This is a genomic window from Flavobacterium sp., assembly GCF_030146175.1.
GTDB lineage: Bacteria > Bacteroidota > Bacteroidia > Flavobacteriales > Flavobacteriaceae > Flavobacterium.
In genome coordinates this window covers 1-18,847 of record NZ_JASLCE010000028.1, presented here as the reverse complement: position 1 = coordinate 18,847, position 18,847 = coordinate 1, and the positions used below count along the sequence as shown (strand labels likewise).

General features: G+C 38.9%; 19 protein-coding genes. 18 read left to right on the top strand and 1 reads right to left on the bottom strand.

Features of this window, described 5'->3' with window-relative positions; translation table 11 throughout:
- Window positions 1-3,377: SpvB/TcaC N-terminal domain-containing protein (locus Q1R07_RS03395; protein ID WP_300486014.1), on the bottom strand; the 3,377-nt coding region annotated here is incomplete at its 3' end.
- Between the two features lie 405 nt (window positions 3,378-3,782).
- On the opposite strand from Q1R07_RS03395, the gene Q1R07_RS03390 reads away from it, so the two are divergent.
- The 18 genes from Q1R07_RS03390 (at window position 3,783) to Q1R07_RS03305 (ending at window position 18,582) form a co-directional block, all read left to right on the top strand.
- The gene (locus tag Q1R07_RS03390) at window positions 3,783-4,382 is read left to right on the top strand and encodes a hypothetical protein (RefSeq protein ID WP_300486012.1); all 600 of its coding nucleotides are present in this window, start codon (window positions 3,783-3,785) and stop codon (window positions 4,380-4,382) included.
- A gap of 11 nt (window positions 4,383-4,393) precedes the next feature.
- Window positions 4,394-5,002 carry a class I SAM-dependent methyltransferase gene (locus Q1R07_RS03385; RefSeq protein WP_300486010.1) on the top strand — a complete coding sequence of 203 codons (609 nt, stop codon included), beginning with the start codon at window positions 4,394-4,396 and terminating at the stop codon, window positions 5,000-5,002.
- 54 nt (window positions 5,003-5,056) lie between these two features.
- Window positions 5,057-5,791, top strand: coding sequence for an ATP-grasp domain-containing protein (locus tag Q1R07_RS03380; RefSeq protein WP_300486008.1), 735 nt, complete (start codon window positions 5,057-5,059; stop codon window positions 5,789-5,791).
- A gap of 70 nt (window positions 5,792-5,861) precedes the next feature.
- Window positions 5,862-6,329 (top strand): hypothetical protein, encoded by a 468-nt coding sequence (locus Q1R07_RS03375; protein ID WP_300486006.1) that lies wholly within the window; start codon window positions 5,862-5,864, stop codon window positions 6,327-6,329.
- Between the two features lie 94 nt (window positions 6,330-6,423).
- Window positions 6,424-6,951 carry a hypothetical protein gene (locus Q1R07_RS03370; RefSeq protein ID WP_300486004.1) on the top strand — a complete coding sequence of 176 codons (528 nt, stop codon included), beginning with the start codon at window positions 6,424-6,426 and terminating at the stop codon, window positions 6,949-6,951.
- An 11-nt stretch (window positions 6,952-6,962) separates the two neighbouring features.
- A complete protein-coding gene (locus Q1R07_RS03365) occupies window positions 6,963-7,553 on the top strand; it encodes a hypothetical protein (protein ID WP_300486002.1) in 591 nt (196 codons plus the stop codon).
- A gap of 69 nt (window positions 7,554-7,622) precedes the next feature.
- The gene (locus Q1R07_RS03360) at window positions 7,623-8,387 is read left to right on the top strand and encodes a hypothetical protein (RefSeq protein WP_300486000.1); all 765 of its coding nucleotides are present in this window, start codon (window positions 7,623-7,625) and stop codon (window positions 8,385-8,387) included.
- Window positions 8,388-8,814: 427 nt separating this feature from the next.
- Entirely contained in the window at window positions 8,815-9,384 is a 570-nt protein-coding gene (locus Q1R07_RS03355) for a hypothetical protein (RefSeq protein WP_300485998.1), read from the top strand.
- 77 nt (window positions 9,385-9,461) lie between these two features.
- Complete coding sequence (locus tag Q1R07_RS03350) at window positions 9,462-10,676, top strand: ankyrin repeat domain-containing protein (RefSeq protein WP_300485996.1); 1,215 nt, start codon at window positions 9,462-9,464, stop codon at window positions 10,674-10,676.
- On the top strand, window positions 10,676-11,290 hold the full coding sequence (locus Q1R07_RS03345) for a hypothetical protein (RefSeq protein WP_300485995.1): 615 nt from the start codon (window positions 10,676-10,678) through the stop codon (window positions 11,288-11,290). The genes Q1R07_RS03350 and Q1R07_RS03345 overlap by 1 nt, the downstream gene beginning before the upstream one ends.
- A 2-nt stretch (window positions 11,291-11,292) precedes the next feature.
- Entirely contained in the window at window positions 11,293-12,954 is a 1,662-nt protein-coding gene (locus tag Q1R07_RS03340) for a hypothetical protein (protein WP_300485994.1), read from the top strand.
- Window positions 12,951-13,625: a hypothetical protein gene (locus Q1R07_RS03335; protein WP_300485992.1), complete on the top strand. Its 675-nt coding sequence runs from the start codon at window positions 12,951-12,953 to the stop codon at window positions 13,623-13,625. The genes Q1R07_RS03340 and Q1R07_RS03335 overlap by 4 nt, the downstream gene beginning before the upstream one ends.
- A 2-nt stretch (window positions 13,626-13,627) precedes the next feature.
- A complete protein-coding gene (locus Q1R07_RS03330; RefSeq protein WP_300485990.1) occupies window positions 13,628-14,377 on the top strand; it encodes a hypothetical protein in 750 nt (249 codons plus the stop codon).
- Window positions 14,378-14,528: 151 nt separating this feature from the next.
- On the top strand, window positions 14,529-15,047 hold the full coding sequence (locus Q1R07_RS03325; protein ID WP_300485988.1) for a hypothetical protein: 519 nt from the start codon (window positions 14,529-14,531) through the stop codon (window positions 15,045-15,047).
- Between the two features lie 77 nt (window positions 15,048-15,124).
- Complete coding sequence (locus Q1R07_RS03320) at window positions 15,125-15,448, top strand: hypothetical protein (protein ID WP_300485986.1); 324 nt, start codon at window positions 15,125-15,127, stop codon at window positions 15,446-15,448.
- Between the two features lie 313 nt (window positions 15,449-15,761).
- Window positions 15,762-17,273 carry a hypothetical protein gene (locus tag Q1R07_RS03315; protein WP_300485984.1) on the top strand — a complete coding sequence of 504 codons (1,512 nt, stop codon included), beginning with the start codon at window positions 15,762-15,764 and terminating at the stop codon, window positions 17,271-17,273.
- A gap of 12 nt (window positions 17,274-17,285) precedes the next feature.
- Window positions 17,286-17,906 (top strand): DUF6705 family protein, encoded by a 621-nt coding sequence (locus Q1R07_RS03310; RefSeq protein WP_300485982.1) that lies wholly within the window; start codon window positions 17,286-17,288, stop codon window positions 17,904-17,906.
- A 52-nt stretch (window positions 17,907-17,958) separates the two neighbouring features.
- Window positions 17,959-18,582, top strand: a complete 624-nt coding sequence (locus tag Q1R07_RS03305; RefSeq protein WP_300485980.1) for a DUF6705 family protein — start codon at window positions 17,959-17,961, stop codon at window positions 18,580-18,582.
- Window positions 18,583-18,847 lie beyond the last annotated feature (265 nt).

Below are 18,847 nucleotides of genomic sequence, written 5' to 3'. Positions count from 1 at the left end.
ACATCCGTTTTCTTGCTTACAAAACGATGTGTCGGTGTGTCATATTCCCATTTGCTAACTCTTGGCGCCATTCCTATAGCCGACATTGTTTTTTGGGTTAGATTACCATAGCTGTCGTATTCGTTATCTTCGGTAATATATCCGGTATTATGTCCTTTTCGTCTTAGCTGTTTTAACAGGTTCTTTTCATAAAAATACTGCTCTTCACTGCGCACCTCATCATTATCTGCAAGGGTCGTGGTAGTACTTTTACTCCTTGGCCGGTCTACCATATAAGGACTGGTTGTTAGCGGGTCGTACGTATAATCTTCCACTGTAGCCCGTTCGAGAGTGGCTCCGTTTTTCACCTTGGTGGTTATCTTAGTGGGACTACCGGTGGCATTATAAACCGTTGTCGTTTCACTGTTAATTCCGGTTAGTCCTTTATAATTTTTAACCCCTGTTTTTCTCAGTTTGTATACCTTATTGGAGGATAACGGTTCTTCATCATAGAAGTCTTCGTTGTTATATAGCGTATTACTTTTGCTGATAAAGGAATCAGTAGCTGTTAAGGTTAAAGCAGGTGAAACCAGTCCGGGAACCGAAAAATCCTGAATTACGGCTCCTCTTTTATTCATATCGAACTTCGTTATATAGGAGATGATTTTGGACGGATCGTCATACCAATTTGTTTTCAACGTCGACTGGAACCCAAAGAATCCTAACCCCTCTGCATGGGCTACAGCCCCTTGATAACGGTACTCCTGACTTTTATGATATGCGAGTCCGCTTTTTTGTATTTTCGAAACGACTTTGAATTTTTCAGCAGTATTAATCGTATAATTTGGAAATATTTCGATGTCGTTCCCGGCAAAATATACGCCGTTTCCCGGTTTTAAATTGGCATAGCTAATCGATTGGTTTACACCATTGGTATGAATGTTTCTAAGCAGATATTCGTCATCTAAAAAGCTATTGTTGGAGAAAAACGAAACACCATTCCCGCCCAATATTGCGATTTCGGTTTTACCGTTGTCTGTCTTGCTTTTTCGGGTTAAAAGTGTCATCAACAGTCTATCAAACCTGTTCGTATCGGCATACGGAATACCGCTACCATTCATCATTCGCTGAAAAGACTGACCGGACCACCTTGACCCGGCATTTCCCATTCTGGAATAATGCTCTATTTTAAGTCCGTAATAGTTGTAATAGTTCTGAACCGGGCAACATTGATGTGAGCCTTGGTTATCGGTCCAGATCGTATAGGAGATACTGGTTGGTTTCTTTACCAATACCGGGGAAAGTTTTAAGATGTCGTCTTTTCCGTCATTATTAAAATCTAGTGCCAAAAATTGCTCTTTATACGCTTCCGACCCGTCATAGGAGGGCAATAATTCCTCTATAAATTGCATCCCGCCTGTCGCCATTAACACTTTTCCCAATGCCGGAAAAAATATATCACTCTTACCATCACCATTATAATCACCTATTGTAATCGGGAACATCCGGATACCGTTTGCCGGATGTCCTGTCTGGGTAGATGGACTTCCCAGATATCCCGGCATATTGGTCGTCCAACTGTATATTTTTACAAAAACATTGTTCCGCAACGAATAAATATCCATGACGTTATACGGATCCCCTCTGAAAATAATTAGATCGGTTTTACCATCACCATCAAAATCTCCTGTTTTAAATTGGAAGCTTCCTTTTACAATCGGCATCCCATTAGCAAAAGTACCTGTCACATTTCCAATTCTCAATGTCCCGGAATTATAGGTCAAATCAGACGCTATCCTTCTGTCTAAATCCACAAACTGGGTTGCCAATGTTCCGTCGCCATTGTTTTTAAGAAATAACAGATCCGTTAATCCATCTCCATTAAAATCGCCCGGAAGCGAAAAATAACCGGAGTACGGATGCATATCTTTATTTCCATATTGCGAAATAATAGATCTAAAGCTTTTCTGGTATTCTAAATCGGCGCCACCAGTACTGTTATTGTATGAATATACTTTAACTACCGCGTCATGTCCTCCTTCAACCGTACACCAACCTTGCCTATTCTTCTTTTTAAAATTACTATCCAGAAAATTTACGGTGGAAAAAACGGTACTGATCGTTACCGGAGTCGCCTGAGTAAGCAGATTAATCCCCTTATCCGACTCATTTAATTTATAAATCCCGATGGATTGATTCCTGACATCAGCATTTCCTGTAAGTATTTCCATTTCCCCATCACCATCAAAATCTCCAGTTATGGTTCGCTTGATATCGGCGAAAGGAATAGTTGTTTGAATGGTTTTTACAAATTCTATTTGCTTTGGAAAAGAGGTTAAATTATCAACATATTGAAAAATCATTTTAGGATAACTTCTTGTATTATCTCCTGTTTTTTCCTGTATACTGACCAATTTTTCATGTCCAAGAGCGCTTACGGTATGCTCAAAAACATAATTACGTAGGGCGACACCATCTCCTTTAACCTGAATTTCACTTATAATTTTGTCATTGATTTTCTGAAGTCCGGCAATATGAAATTCTTCCGGCTTCAATCTGTTTTTATAGATAAAAACAACCTCATTTATTGGCGTATCCGTACCTGTCGATCCGTACTTAATACTATTCAGGATGGTCGTATTGGAAATCCAATTGGTATAGTAATAATTGATTCGCAATCCCTGAGGGTTTTCCCAATAGGTAATGGAATAATCCGTTTGCGATCTGGAATTTGAAGTATTCCCGTGTATATAACCATAATAGGCTTTGGAACCATCGGCGTATTCCACAATAAAATAATCCGGGCCTTTATCTGGCGCTCCTTCAATACCGCCAACGAGGGTGACCTTGGTATTCGAATAATTTTCTGTTTCATATACGGCTCCATCCCTACCATGCACACCACTTTTTAGTAGCAGTCGCTGACCGTCTAATGCATAATTATCCGAAAGATTATAATTAATAATTTCAATCTTATCATCATGAAATTTAGTAGAAGGTATCCTTGCAATTGAGGATAAACCGGTAAGATTCCACCCATATCCCAGCATTCCAACACCGGACTGACTATTATAGTTGATTCCGATTTTAGGTACAACGCCATTAATTCCAGGAGGCAAATAAAGTGGTATCGTATAGTTTGCGGCTCCGGATAGCGAAACCGATAGTTTCCCTTCGGTGAAGCCTACTTCGGAAGTACGTCGGGAGAAAAAATCCGGTCTTACCGATTGTCTTTCATCGTTTGCTAATTGCCCCTCATCAATTAGAGCTTGTTTGTTAATGTTGACAACAGTACTAATTTCCGGTACAGCTACTCCATCAGGAGGTGTTTGTGATAAGGCCGAAATCCCGGTAAGTAAGGCGGATAGAATAAAGAATAACGTGATTTTTTTTTCCATAAATGAAGATCGTATTGAATCGGAAAAATCAGCTGAAACAATTCATTTAAAAATGTGTCTGAAAAACACGGTAATGTTTGTGGTTTCGACTGTTTCTTCGAAAATTGAAAAACTATTAATGGAGGAAGAATTATTTGTTTTTTTAAACTGTTAGCATGGAGTTGGTAATAGAAAATTAATCTCTCTTTTTTAGATTGACCCCAAAGAGGTCTTTTTTTCCAGTTTAATGAACATTTTGTTTTGTTTTTTTACAGAAATAAATTGATCATTAAATATTGTAAAAGCGATAGAAAAATAACAAAAGTAGTATCTTGCATTCTTAACATAATGCAAGACGATTCGCACTATTTAACTGAAATTACACAAAAGAATAACCAGAACTAAATCTGACTATCCACCCATTTTATGAATCTTAAAATTTTTTACCTTCTGGGTTTTATCAACAATTACAGCGGTGGTTTTTCTGCTAAAGACGGGATATTCCAACGATTTTCGTTTACGGAAGATTTTGAAATCAGTGACCATAAAATGGCTGTTTTTAAAAAAGTCGTTACCCTTTGTGAACAGTTATTGCTTGAAACCGCTATGGAAAATGACATTCGGATTGACTATTTTGAGAATCAAAAAGGAAGCATTCTGTATTCCCGGAATATTGTTCAGCTTCTGGATAATGCTGTAAAAAGCAAGTCTTTTTTTATCGATCGGAATTATTTTTTACTAAACGAAGATCTCTTCGAAAAGTTTGAACGATGGGATCAAAATTCCTATTCCTATCAACAACGTATTCAGTTTTTAAATGGTGTTATGGATAGCAATGCGAGCGACAATACGCTCTATTTCTATAATGATTATAAAAAATGTTTGCTAGCGCATTCCGTTTTGTGCTGTTTTGCCGATGAGGAAGATCAGATTATAATGGAATCTTTTTTCAAAACACCTTATGTTAATACGATCCGGATCAATAAAGATGGCCATATATGGTCTATTATAAAGGATCATTCTTAAAATTATTAGTTATGGAAAAACCCGAATTCTGGGAAGCCAGTTTTGTCGACAAAAAAGAAATGTGGGGTTTTACGCCCGCACAATCTACCATTATGGCCAACGAATTCTTTGCAGAGCAATCGCTACAGCATATTCTTATTCCCGGTATCGGTTATGGTCGGAATGCTCAGATTTTCAAGGAAAACGGCATGACCGTAACCGGAATTGAAATCTCGAAAACGGCAATCGAAATGGCTCAAAAGCACTACGGTGATGCTATAAAAATTTTTCATGGATCGGTAACCGATATGCCGTTTGATAATCAAAAGTACGACGGGATATTTTGCTATGCATTGATCCATCTTCTGGATACGGAAGAACGAAAAAAACTAATCCGCGATTGTTATGATCAATTGCAAGAAGGCGGTTATATGATTTTTACGATGATCACCAAAGAAGCCGCTACCTATGGAACCGGAAAACACCTCGGACCAGATCGCTATGAAATAATCGACGGTGTGAATATGTTTTTCTATGATCTGGAATCGGTTCACCGGGAGTTTGATTCATTCGGTTTATTCGATATCATAACCGTTCAGGAAAATTTCCCATTCTTTTTTGTAAAATGCCGGAAAAACTAAAACTTCAAACGCAACATCGAAAAAATAACACTATAATTCCAGAAATTCAGCACCATGAAAGCCTTTATACAAACCCATAACGATGGTGAATTTTACAATGTAAATGCGTTTATTGCTTACGAAGGCTTTAAACATTTTGGCTTTGAAATTGAAAAATTCCATGATGTCAACCATATCGAAGATACGAACCCGGAACACATTCTTGTGGGTGGAATCGGAAATGTTCGAAAACGTCTGGAAATGATCAACATACCTAGAAAAACAACAGAAATCGATTATCCTGTCGAGCTTCAACACTATCTGAAAAGGACCATTTGGAAATCTACTTTAGAAGATGTTTTACAGGAAAAGCGGTTTCCCGTTTTTATAAAGCCGGAAACGGAAACAAAAAAGTTTCCGGGAAAGGTTTTTAAAACCGAACTTGACTTTGTTGGATTACTCGATACCGATAAACCTACTTCTGTTTTATGTTCGGAACTGATTTCTTTTAAAGCCGAATTCCGTTGTTTTATTCGGTATCAGGAAATACTGGATATCAGACATTATAAAGGAGACTGGAACAAGACACTGGATCTGGAAATTGTTAAAGCTGCCATTGCCGATTTTAAATCACAACCACGTGCCTATGCCCTGGATTTTGGTGTAGATGAAAACAATGCTACGATTCTCGTCGAAGTCAACGATGGCCATTCTTTAGGCAGTTATGGGATTTCGGCGACCAATTATGCTAAGTTTCTATCCGCCAGATGGTCCGAATTAACCGATACAATCGATTATCTGAACTTTTAGATTGGGCGTTATCTGAATTCCAAATTCAAATTATGTCCTATTTTTATCATTCTAAATAGTTTTCTAAAATATGTGCGACTTTACAAAAGGAATCAAATTATGCAGTTGCGAATCAGGAACTATAAAATTCCGGGAAAAAGAAGTCTATAAAAAATCTGGTGATCAACTTATACCGGTTAAAAACAAAAAGAACGACACTATTCCGCTGATCTATATCTGGCAGTTATTCCGTTTTGTTGAAGAATATAAGGACTGTGCCATGCTCGGGCGTTATATTACACCCAGCGATTCCATCGGAAACGGATTGGATGCCGAATGGATTGCTTTAAATCTCAATTGCGAAAACTGTTTTGATTTTGACTATACGCCACAGGAAGGCGACAATTTGTTTATCCAGCAAAATGTCATCTTAGGACCGTATATTTCCTTTATTTTTAAAAACGGAGAATGGATAATTGATCACCATGATCCGTTTTCCATCGTTATAGAATCGGTAAAAAAAGGTGTGGTTACTGAAATCGACCAAACGATTCGATAATTTCACGCCCCTCCTTTTTAATGTTACATTTTTTTATTGCTACTGAATATCAATACAATATTTATATATTAGTAATCGCAAAAAGTCATAGCGAATGAATACGATCAAAAGTATTGTAGTCGGCAAAAAATATCCCAATTTAAAACGGGACATTACTTTTGGAATTACGCCGGAATCTTATTCCGAAATCGGGTACCTGAGTGAACTGGACCTGGATGTTATCACCGATATCATTTCCGAATTAGATGCTTTGATCACCAAAAATGATCCTAATGATTACGTCGAATGGGGTGTCGATTTGTTTTCGGTGCTTTCGTTTCCGGAACGGTCAAAATGTACCGATATGATCCACGGAGTTGATTTAACCGATATCAGTACTTCGTATCTGATCACCTATATGCGGCAATTGGAATCCTTTAAAGAGCAGTATTCGGATGCAACGGCTTTAAACAGTATTCTCGAACGGGCTTTTCAACAGGTAAAAAACGATCCGCCCGCTTTTAAAAAATGGGAAGATGCGCCCTATTACGAAATCCCGATCGATAGCGTTTTGATCTCCTTAAATCTATCGGAAACCGATTTACAACTTTCCAATACTGAATACATTGATCAAATACAGTAAAATGAGAACTGATGTCACAACCCGATTTTGATTTTTTCAGACAAAAATACGCGGCAAACTGTACCACACAGAGTGACAATCCGGCGGTATTAGCAGTCTATCGCATCGTATTGGAAGGCGAACATAAGGATAGTGATTATTGGTCGGAAGAACATGGAACAACGGCTATTCTTTCCGTATTCGAACACTGTTTTACGGCTCTGGAATGGAGCGCACAGGAAGCCGATCTAAAAAACTGGACGACTTCACAACTGGAATTGTTTACCGAAGCCATAATGGGTGGTTATCTTTCGTATACCCATAATGGTGTTTATTATGATCACTATGCTATTGATGACCTTACGAAAACCGTTCCAAACCGAATAGCGTTATTACTCGCAATTCTAACCATCGAACGGGAAAGAGGACTCCAATATCGCGAGTTATCCGGGATTGTTCTTGAGAATTGTAATTTTATCAACGACCATTTTGAAATCCTTTTAAAACAAGATGTTCAAAATATAATTATCATACAAGAAATCTTCAAATCAGTAGCCGTTTTCGATCCGACAGGCCCAACGATAATGGCTTTAAAAAACAAAATTGACAACGTTAACATTTAATCGCAAATTTTGGAATACATTACTTTTAAAACACAATTATATTTTACAAGCGCCCGATTGATTAGACTCATGAAGCTCTACTTACTTTCTGAAAATGATTTTAGAGTGCTATTCAGAGAAGAGTGCGCGCAATTGGAAAAGGAATTTTTCGGAACCTATAAAATCGGAGGTGGAGGCATCAAGAATGACGGATTTGACCTTGACCGTTTTATAAATGATCAAAATAGTGAGGCTTTTGCTACTATTCTACAAAAGATTCTTGTTGAAAAAGAATTCACCAGCGCCCAAATCGCAAAAAAGATAGCATCGTTAGCAGGATTCGCTCCATATGACAAAGCCGCGATCCAAGAGTTCATAAAAGACAATCTTATTTTTAACGATCCTCAAAAAGGAAATGATTTAAAGCTGGTTTTCGTAGTCGTATATACAGCCTTAAAACAAGGCGGTTTTTACAAGGCATCCGATATCCATCCGAATCAACTTCTTGGAGAATGGCTTTCCACCAGAGAAACCGGACAACTACGGATTAATTACAATATGACCAATTTTATGCCGCTTGGCAATAAGATACATCTTATAGTGAGTCGCTATGACGACAATTTCCTCAGTTTTAGTTGTCTGGCAAAGGTTATGGACTATGATACAAAAGAGGAAGGAGAACTTACCGTTCGTGATACCCTTATCAATATACAAGATGAATATATTCACCACCATTATTTAGACGGAGAAAACGTTCGCTTTCTATATAAAAGTCTGATTTATGGATTTGATGGATCTCGTTTTGAAACACAGATTGACAATATCGGTTTTACTTTTGAAAAAATGAAAAAGTAGCACTAATGGAAAGGCTACCATTCAAAGACCGATTAAGGAATCAAGAATTGAATAAAGGCTAAAGTACTTCTGGTTTTTTAAGAGTTTTACATTCAGAATCAGGCATTCACAAAACAGTTACAGCACTAAGAAAAATACACGTATTTGTGAAATTTAACAATCATTTTATATACAACTATTTGTTTAATTGATTTTAAATTGTACTTTCGAAAGAAATTTCCGATCTATTTCAATACAGAACTACAAAAAATTGAAAAAGAGGAACAAGAAATCTTCGATTTTATTGAAAACAATGCGGGTGATTATGAGTTAGATTGATCGTATTCAATTGACAATAGACACTGGTTCCACATGATTCGCATAAAGATTTTCGCACCCCTTTAAAAAGCGAATCCACAACGAGTAAAACCAACAAAAATCAATAAATATGAAAAACAAAAAATTCCTACTTGTGGCAGCCTTCGCGACGCTTGCCTTCACTACTTACAGTTGCAACGGTAACAAATCCGAAAATGCAGCAGTAACAGAGGAAACGGCAACTGCAGCTCCGGAAAAACCACTGGTATTCGCTGAATTCGTTGCTCTTGATTTGAGCAGCTACGGAATCCCTGTTGTTACAAAAGCGCCAAAAGACGCAAAAGTGATTAAAAGCACAACAGAAGGCGAAGTTTTCGTATATGGTGGAAAATTGTTTAAGCTCACTTTTTCGACCCATGAAGGAAATGCAGAAGAATCGGTAGGAATGATCAAGGAAATCACAAGCGATAAAGAAATGAATCCAGGCTTCGACAAATTTGTAACCGAAGACCCAACCGGTTTCGTGAAACAAAACAAGGAAGGTAAACTGGCGTTCACATATGGCGTAACGACTGGCACATCTTCCGTAATTATCCAGGAAGGAATGACCTTCGATCAATCTCCGGATCAATTCACAGATTACAGCGCAGACGACGTTAAATTAATGTACGAAGCGGCAAAAGCAACCATAGCAAAATAAATCAAATATCTCATACTTTTTTTGAGCCTTGGGCGACATAACTGTCCAAGGTTCCTATTCAACCAAAACAACCAAATATGGACATTAACAAAGAACTTGTAATCGCGGCGGAAGCAGGCGATATCGAAACCGTAAAGCAAATGCTCGCCAAAGGTGCCGATGCCAGTGCCATGGGACCAAATTCAGGCGCTTTACACTGCGCGGCGGCATACGGCCATCGCGAAATCGTACAACTTTTGCTGCAACACGGTGCTAACCCAAATGTGGCGGACAACCAATCGTTTTATCCGATCCACTTAGCGGCAGCATACAAACATAAAGATATCATTCTGGACCTGATTGAACACGGTGCCAAAATCGATGTGGTCACTTCAAGTCAGGGAACGATAATGCACATCGCAGCGGCAAACGACTTCTACGAAATAATGCACATATCGGGAGTCAAAAGATCACTATTAGAAACCAGAGATCACGAACAGAAAACGCCGTTAAATGTAGCCGCATCGCTTGGTAATTATGCGTTTGGATGGCGACTTATTGACTCTGGTGCCGACGTAAACACGCTGGACAATTCCGGATTTTCGCCTTTACTTAACGTTTTGATGCGTTTGGGACAAGCCAAAGTAGGACATTGGGAATCGGAAGGAACCAATTCCGGTGTCTATGTAAAATACCTGATCGAAAACGGCTGTTTCCGCTATATAAAACCATACAATGGCGGCGCAAACGAAAAAGGGCGTGTGCTTTCGCTTATGGATCAGTATGACATCTCCGGATATTCCTGGGGACCAACCGAGCATCGCAACTATGTAAACTGTATCTATCTGGCCAAAGATCTTATCAAAAAAGGAGTGGATGTAAACATTCGTGGCAACAATGGTAATACTCCGATGATCATGGCTTGTTCAGCCGGAGAACCGGAAGCAATGAAACTATTGGCAAAAAAAGGTGCCTCTTTCGACGTCAAAAACGACCAGGGAATCACGCCTTTACATTATGTCGCACGCAGTAAACGCCTTGACGGGTTAAAAGCATTTTTTAAACTTCACCCGGAACAGGACATCAATGTAGTTGATGAAAACGGATGGACAGCCGGACATTATCTGGGCGATATAGGCGGACCTACCGAAATGGCAAAAATCCTGGTTAAAGCCGGTCTCGATACCACAATCGGAAGTACCAAACAGGTAGTCGCACTTCCTGTCGGAACCACCGCAAAAGAAGTCGCCGAACATTGGAAAGACACCGAAATGGCAGCACTTCTAACACCGAAAAAAGCAAAAGCAAAATAATGGCAAAGTCAAAACCTATCGGGCTTAGAAAGATTGCAAAACCGGAAGACATGAGTAAAGTAATCATTTCTTTTCCGAAACCCGCAGACGTCCTTGCCGAACCGAAACATTTCGAGCAACGAATTTTGTTACCGCAATACAGTATTCCTGGATCTATTATAAAACCGGAATTCGCTGATGTTGTGTTCCATTTTATCGTGACACCGGTATTTCTGGATTATGCCGATTTCAGACTTACCGCCGACAATAAATACGAAATCGTATCGTATAGTGAAACGCCAATCTCAAATTTCGATGAGAAGTTTCTGAAATGGTGTGCCGATGAAATGTCGGATAATTTTCACGGATACGAAGACGAACCGACCTATTTCGAAGTCGACAAATCGGTAAAAAGCGAAAGCATTTATAAAGGCGGAGAACCCATTTGGGATCAAACCACCTACGAAAAAGACCATGTGCGTAAAACCGATTATTCGCTCGATATCTTTAAAGACGAAAACGGCGAGCTTATGGAATTTATCGCTGCTCTTTATGACGATGAAATCTATGGTTCGTACAATCTGTTCTATTCCCCTAAGACGCGTTTGATACGTCAATTTCACCAATCGACTTAAAAATGAAACCACTCAATAGCTTACAGGCCGATCTTAACCGACTTTATGAAGGTCAGGATACCGAAAAAGCCTTAAAAATCGAATTCAACAGAAAAGGAAGCCTAATCGCGCAGATCCGTTTCTTTGAAAAGGGATTCTGGTTCCAGGCACCTTTTGCGTTCGAGCATAAGGGTTACAGCACCTTAGCCGTATTACTTTCGCCTCGAATGACGTCTTTAAAAGAGGCTCCCGTAGTGAACCTTAAAAAAGGGATATGGTTTAGTGATGGGGCCGCTGCCATTACTCAGGCGCCAAACCTAAAAGCAATGATTCCGATGGCCTACCTGAGATTAATGGAGAGTGCTACCGCAATCAAAGGTTTGAAATCCGATCTGGAGGCTGCAATCAGTCAATCGAAGCCGCTTTTTGATTATCTGGGCGGAGGCAATCTGGATTTTCTTAAATCCTATTTGTTGGATGAAGAAAATCAGGAACGCTTTAAAAAAGCAAAAAGAAACTATGATTCTTTTTTCTGTGATTTTTGGAATCATTACTACGACACACCCGAACACAAAAAGACATTTGATCTTTTCGCTCAGTTAATCGATAACAAGAAATTCCTACCCGAATTCCAGGAGGAAGACTATGGAATCTGGAATGCCTACGTGCGTAGTGCGCTCACAGAACGGGCTTACAATCTGGAACCTAAAAATAAAATCCAAATGGAAAAGCGGTATTGGCATTTATGGAAGTATGCCTGTATGCCGCACGGGTTGGATTGCGATGAAATGCCTTTTAAGAAATACCAATACTACTACGGTCATTCTAACGACATGATGTGGGGGGTGAGTCTGTCTATTAATTCGGCACGGGACCACGACGGTTTTTTACCCGATGAAGTAGCCAGCCATCCATTGTATGAAGCTACGACCCTGATCGAAAACAAAAAATACACCGGTGATCAGCATTGGATTGCTGCAAAACGTTTCGACGAAGAGTACAACGATCCCGAAGCCTGTTGGAATGCCTTGGTCTCTACAGCCTATTGGGCGGGCCTTGCAAACCGTCTTGATCTGGTGGAAGCCTCATGGCAATATGCAATCGACTTGTCGCAAAGACAGGGTTGGAACGTGTTGAACGAAGTACTTAGCGACCAATGGAATTTTTATGATACTCATAAAAATAACAGGAGCGCAAAAATGGATAGCATCACGAAGTTATTAGATGATTTTATCAACATCGAAGTCAAAGTACTTCGTACGAATGATGCTGCCACGATAGACCAATTACACGCGATGACCGATTTAACAAGGAGTTATTACAGCAAAATCAATTTCGAATGGGAAAACGTTCAGACATCGGAAAACGAGCAACCCAAACCGCGTCATCTGTATGAAATCGTACAATACGACCATCAGCATTACGAGGAAATCTGGGTGTGCTACCTGTCTGCAGCCAATCCTAAAGAAATGACGCTGGACGATTGTTTCGTGTTAGCACGAATCAAAGGCGAACCAAAAATAATTGCACGTTTTACGCCAACGGATACCGATTACGACCGATGGGACCTCGTTACAGGTGACTCGAGCGTAACAGGCTATACCAGAAACACTTATATCACACAATACCATTTTAACACACCCATTGATGCGAAATGGGAATATGACTTATTTATAAAACTATGAAAAAAATTTTTAAAATTGGCTGCGTAGCATTTATCGCCTTAATAGCCATCGCCTATGCTATTTATTACATTCAAAACGGACCAACCGGACCAACCCAGTCCATTAAATTCATGAATACGGGAACCGAATTGCGATCCGTAACTTTTGAACAGATAATGCCCGACGGGAAACTGGAAAAAATTTACACCATCGACCAAAAAATCAAACCCGGCGAATCGCTTATCAAACAAGTTCCGGCAGGAAATTATAAGGTATCGGTTTGGGATACAAACGACAGTTTAGTCAAAGCATCCGATTACAAGCTTGTACTTCCTAACCCGGATGAATCGAATTACGAACTGATGCGTTTCGACTTAGCAGTAGATAAACTTTTTGTACTGGTTAATATGAACAGTTTATACGAAGGCAATGCAATCGCCGAACACATGGCGAATGCGGCGGGCACAAAAAGCAATGGAATTCGTATTGCAAAGGTCTATGAAGGCGATTTACCCTTTCTAATCGAAGAAGCGTATACGATACGTACCATAATTGACCTTGAAGAGGATTTCCCAAGTAGCAAAAAATACGGTAATGTGATCTACGGATTGTTTGCTATTCCGAAAGATTTACCGAAAGAACAACTACAACGTGCCTTAATGGAAGAAATCGTCAAAAAAACTAAAGAATAAACATGAGAGAACAAATACTACAATTGCTTAAAAGCGATTCCTATCTGGGTTATATCAACGGAATCGATCTTTTCCTTGATAGTTACCGTAACAATTCGATCACCAGTGCTGATTTGGATCACGAGATAATCGAACGCACCTGCGCCGTTTTCCTAATCGAAAATTGGGCGACATTCGAAGATTGGGATAGTACGCTCGAACGTTTTATGGACGTGTTGCCGGGTTATGGCGACTATCTGTCTCACGAAGACATCGGACATCATTTGCGAGGACTTGCGATCTTTATCGACGGAATCTATCAAGGCGAAATTGACCTTTCCGGTTTTTTATACGCCTCCGGAAACGTGTATATCAATGCGCAAACCGCAGCACAATCGCTTAAAGAATTTTTCCAACAACAAAATGACGAAGCATCGACCAAATTATTCGAAGAAATCGAGACCTTTTTTGGTACTATTTCTTCCGGTCAATTCGGTGCAGCGGCAATTCTGACGGAATTGCGCGATTGGTCGGTCGAAATGGCACAAGGTTTTTACGTTGTAATGTCGCGTACGGAATACAACCGTATCTGGATGTTACGCAGTATTTACAAAGTAGTGGATTCGCCTATCATTCAGGAACATATTTTCGACAAATTCCTCAATATTTTACGTCCGATGCGCGTCAAATACGAAGAAAATGGCGAAAGTGAAAAAATCGAACAGTTAGATGAATTTATCGAAAGCATCGTTTCTGCGAGCAAAGGCGACTAATTTCATCGAAAAATAAAAGTTGTTTAAAGAAATCCTTCAAAAGGATGCCTTATTAATTCCGTTCTTCAATCTGTTGAACGGAATTATTTTTTAAAATGGTACTTTTAGCAACTTGTCTGTTGAAATAGTACTACAACAAAAAACACTAAAAATGGAATATACTTCAATTTACGGCTATATTAAAATTGACCGGGATTATCACAAATCGGTCGATTTTATCAAAACATTGGAAAAAGACAACACCTACCCGTTTATCAACGCCAATATGTTTAGTTTTGGCGACTATGAAGTTCCCTATTATTATGAAAATATCCTATTGGGATTTGCCGCGACCTATAAATATTTCGGATTGGACACCTCCGACTGGAATGATTTTATCCTGAAAATGGAACATATCCTTCGGAATATCGATTTTGAAAATGCGCAATTTCATGTAGAAAGTGCCTTAGGCGATTACACCCTATTTTGGACGAATCGAAAGTCGGCTGCTACAGAAAAAAATGAAGCCGATTTTCTATCCGAATATCGGTTGATCAAAACAGAAGAATGGTATTTTGGTTTCGGAAAAAGAAGCCCGTTTATTGGCTATCCGGACGATGAAACCGCCGATCCTGATCAGGATTTACGAAATAACATTCCTGATTTTATATATCCGGTACCGAAGAAGTAGATTTTATAAAATCCGTGGCATTTGGATGCCCCAATCCTATTTTCATTTATTTCAAATTAGCAACAAATAAGATCTTTATGAATTACGCGATACAAGTATTAAAAGAAAAACAAGTCCAATTGGTAGTACAATTACGCGAAGGCAATGCCAACAAAGCAGCCATTTTAAAGCAAAAGAAAGAGATTGATACCGCACTAAACTGGCTCGAGACTATCGAAAAACAAAATTTGGGGCGTTTGTCGGATTACGAATGGATCGAACTTCCTTTTATGAATAATGGCTATTCGTCGTATAGAATTATGGATGATGGTGAAACCGACAACCGGGAACATTGGATTGAATTTAAAACACCAATTGAAGTTACCGCAACTGATTTTTTGGTACTCAAAAAACCGCAATAATACGATCGGAAATTTGGAAATCGGAGGTTCCTATACTCCGGAAGCATTCCGATTTGTATATCCGGCACCGAAGTCGTAAATTTTATAAAATCTATTTTGGCATTTATATACTTAAAACATCTTGTAAAAAGGCTTCAAAAGCATCCCTTTAATCAAAAACAGGCACCTGAGAACCGTAACGAAAACTTGAAAAGTCCGTAAAACGCATACGCATTTATATGTATTTTTACACAGATTGCACCAATTTACGGGAAAACGCAAATATTTTCATTTGGAAAAACACAATATTTGCGACTATTAATAATTCAAGACAATGAACCATAGAAAATTATACGCTTGTTTTCCTGTGATGATTTTGACGGTGTTTATCCTGTTTGGGTGCGAACTGGAACGTGATGCTATCAGCAAAGAAAGCTATCAGGAAAAAATAAGCATACGAAACAGCACTTTTGATATGCTGTTGAATGAAGAACAGTTTATTACAGCCCTTTCAAAACTGAACAAAGGAAAACAGAAAAAAGGTAGCACAGCCAAAACCGGCATGGAGGAAACATACGGTTTTTCTATTATGCCTGATATATCCAAAGTGATACAGGACGGCGCCTATACTACCTATACATTTCAGATCAAACGCGAAATTAATAATCCTGATTTTTTCGAGAACCTTGTAATCCGCATGGATTCGTTGAGTCAGGCGAATGCGTATCTTGTCAAATACACGCCAACAACCCCATTAACCCCAAGCGAGGAACATGGTTCTTTCCACTTTAAAGGAACGGTCAATATCACACAGATCGAATATGATATTACACCAACCGCAAGGGAGCTTCATTGCGTAACGGCAAACGTATTGATGTGTAATCAAGCATGGACAGCAGGCGGTTCTGTCGAACCGCATGTCGCAACAGCAAATTGTAACGACCCTAGTCACCTTTATACAGTTACGTCTGTAGATTGTAGCATGACGGGTGCTGGTGGTGCTGGCGCGGGTTCAGGATATGGAGGCGGTAATGGCGGTACGATCGGAACTGAGCCAGGTGTTGGACATTCAGGCGGCGGAAGTGGCAATAGCGGTGGCGGCAATAACCCACCCGTAACAACAACCCCGGTTTTGGAAGACTTGGAAACAGCGATTGCACCTTCCGGATGCAAAACGATTGCGAAGCAGTTAGAAAAGTTTTCAGGCTTGAAACAGGAACTTGTCAACCTTGCAGGCACAACATCACAAAGCCAAGAAAACGGCATATTTATTGATAAATCAGCAACAGCACAAACATCTAATCCTACACAGACTATTCCGCAGGGTATTGGCGGTATGATTGATATTAATCTAAACCCAAGTCAAAAATACGTTATGTTGGCACATACACATGATGCATACGGCGGCAATGGAAACGGCACCTATTCGATATTCTCATGGGACGACATGGCTGCGTTAAGTCGATTGGTACAAAATAATAAAATAGATACAGATGATTTTGTGTTCTATGTAATGACAGCAGATGGAACGAGGTATGCTCTTACAATTGATTGTACACTTTGCATTGACAGTTTTAGATATCCACGCACTAACGCGCAAGGAACTGTACTGGACATGAAAAAAATCGCTGAAATGGAAAAAATATTTCAAAAATACTACGGAACCAATGGAACCATCAAAGTAAATTCGAATGTCGAAGATGATAAAAAATCATTTTTAGAGTTTATAAAAGAAGCCAAGTTGGGACTTAATTTATTTGAAGTTGATGCCACATTTTCAAATTTTCAAAAACTGGAACTTGATAGCAAAAACTCGAATGTTATTAAAAAACCGTGTTCCAATTAAAACGAATCGATCATGAAAAAAATATTCAGCATTAGCGTATTACTTTTTATTTTTTCTTTATCTGCACAAGCACAGCAAGAAAAGGTTGAAGCGATTAGCCAGTATTTCAATCCCAATTTTAAAAAGAGTGCTTTATTTACTTATTACTATAAGGATGTAAACAACTACTTTGCGCCATTTATTGGTAAATGGATTTACCAGAGCGGTAGCCGAACCTTTGTTGTACAGTTTACAAAACAGGAAAAAGCACTTTATCAATCCGAGAATAATTCAAAATATTTTATGGATGAATTAATAGGCCATTATAAGCTGGTTCAAAATTATGGCACAGCCAATGAACAAATCATATATACATCCCAAATCAATGCAGGAAATTCAATAACCCCGTGGGTAACGATTATATTTGGCGCACCATTACAACAGTATCTCTTGGATGGCACTATTTATGACGTAAATATACCCTATACCGATGACAATCCGCTTGGCTTAAAAGGCATACTTAAAATAAGTATTAATCCTGCCAGTATAAACAATGCACAATGGAATGTGACACTTCCATCCGGACTTCATAGTTCTGCCAGCGCGGCGACATTCACAATACCGACCAACATCACACTTACAAAAGTTAATTAATGAAACGTAATCTGTTTCAGACCATTACACACATCGCTAGAATGTATTATCTATGAAAAAAACATTTAGCATTAGTATATTCTTTTTTGTTTTTTCTCTATCTGCGCAAGCACCTCCACCAAAAGTTGAAGAACTGAAAGAATACTATAATTCCAGCTTTAAAAAGAGTCCTTTGCTTACGTACTATTATAAAGATGTGAATAATTATTTTGCACCATTTATTGGTACATGGATTTATCAAAATGGTAATCAAACATTTGTATTACGATTGTGGAAAGTAGCGCAAAAACCTGTTTATCCTGACGATCCACCAAAAGCCTATGTAGATGAATTACGCGGTCATTATAAGCTGGTTCAAAATTACGGATCAGCAAATGAGCAAACCATTTACACATCAGAAATCAACATCGGGAATTCGAGTACACCATGGCCTACTATTATAATGGGAAACTCTCCTATAAGACCTTATGAAATGAGCGGACAGATTTACGACATAAGCCAACCATTCAGTCAGGCTCGCCCGCTCGGTATAGAGGGAGAATTTAAAATGAATATCAATCAATCCAACTTCAATACGACTACTTGGAGAATTAAACTGCCGATGGGGATATATGGTACAAACCAATCAACAACATTTAACATTCCGACCAATATCACACTTACAAAAGTTAATTAAGACCTGATAAAAAACATAGGTTTAACAACAAAGGTATTTAACATAATCCCTTTGTTGTTAAATACATATAACCGATTTCAATGCTTCGGTCTCTAAGTCTTGATAACAGAAAGATGATTATAAACTTGAATGTTGCACCTATGTTGTACCAAAACAAAAAAGCCATACTGTAAGTTCAGTATGGCTCTTGGTTATCTTGCAGAGAGGAAGGGTACGATCCTTACCTCCTATATCGCCCTGTTTACAGGCTTTTCAGTATTTTCAA

What these genes read in the sequence shown, in the direction of transcription:
- Q1R07_RS03380 (WP_300486008.1), top strand. Translation starts at nt 5,057, where the DNA reads ATGAAAGCCTTTATACAAACCCATAACGATGGTGAATTTTACAATGTA.
- Q1R07_RS03325 (WP_300485988.1), top strand. Translation starts at nt 14,529, where the DNA reads ATGGAATATACTTCAATTTACGGCTATATTAAAATTGACCGGGATTAT.
- Q1R07_RS03335 (WP_300485992.1), top strand. Translation starts at nt 12,951, where the DNA reads ATGAAAAAAATTTTTAAAATTGGCTGCGTAGCATTTATCGCCTTAATA.
- Q1R07_RS03385 (WP_300486010.1), top strand. Translation starts at nt 4,394, where the DNA reads ATGGAAAAACCCGAATTCTGGGAAGCCAGTTTTGTCGACAAAAAAGAA.
- Q1R07_RS03370 (WP_300486004.1), top strand. Translation starts at nt 6,424, where the DNA reads ATGAATACGATCAAAAGTATTGTAGTCGGCAAAAAATATCCCAATTTA.
- Q1R07_RS03360 (WP_300486000.1), top strand. Translation starts at nt 7,623, where the DNA reads ATGAAGCTCTACTTACTTTCTGAAAATGATTTTAGAGTGCTATTCAGA.
- Q1R07_RS03390 (WP_300486012.1), top strand. Translation starts at nt 3,783, where the DNA reads ATGAATCTTAAAATTTTTTACCTTCTGGGTTTTATCAACAATTACAGC.
- Q1R07_RS03330 (WP_300485990.1), top strand. Translation starts at nt 13,628, where the DNA reads ATGAGAGAACAAATACTACAATTGCTTAAAAGCGATTCCTATCTGGGT.
- Q1R07_RS03350 (WP_300485996.1), top strand. Translation starts at nt 9,462, where the DNA reads ATGGACATTAACAAAGAACTTGTAATCGCGGCGGAAGCAGGCGATATC.
- Q1R07_RS03305 (WP_300485980.1), top strand. Translation starts at nt 17,959, where the DNA reads ATGAAAAAAACATTTAGCATTAGTATATTCTTTTTTGTTTTTTCTCTA.
- Q1R07_RS03320 (WP_300485986.1), top strand. Translation starts at nt 15,125, where the DNA reads ATGAATTACGCGATACAAGTATTAAAAGAAAAACAAGTCCAATTGGTA.
- Q1R07_RS03375 (WP_300486006.1), top strand. Translation starts at nt 5,862, where the DNA reads ATGTGCGACTTTACAAAAGGAATCAAATTATGCAGTTGCGAATCAGGA.
- Q1R07_RS03310 (WP_300485982.1), top strand. Translation starts at nt 17,286, where the DNA reads ATGAAAAAAATATTCAGCATTAGCGTATTACTTTTTATTTTTTCTTTA.
- Q1R07_RS03315 (WP_300485984.1), top strand. Translation starts at nt 15,762, where the DNA reads ATGAACCATAGAAAATTATACGCTTGTTTTCCTGTGATGATTTTGACG.
- Q1R07_RS03365 (WP_300486002.1), top strand. Translation starts at nt 6,963, where the DNA reads ATGTCACAACCCGATTTTGATTTTTTCAGACAAAAATACGCGGCAAAC.
- Q1R07_RS03345 (WP_300485995.1), top strand. Translation starts at nt 10,676, where the DNA reads ATGGCAAAGTCAAAACCTATCGGGCTTAGAAAGATTGCAAAACCGGAA.
- Q1R07_RS03355 (WP_300485998.1), top strand. Translation starts at nt 8,815, where the DNA reads ATGAAAAACAAAAAATTCCTACTTGTGGCAGCCTTCGCGACGCTTGCC.
- Q1R07_RS03340 (WP_300485994.1), top strand. Translation starts at nt 11,293, where the DNA reads ATGAAACCACTCAATAGCTTACAGGCCGATCTTAACCGACTTTATGAA.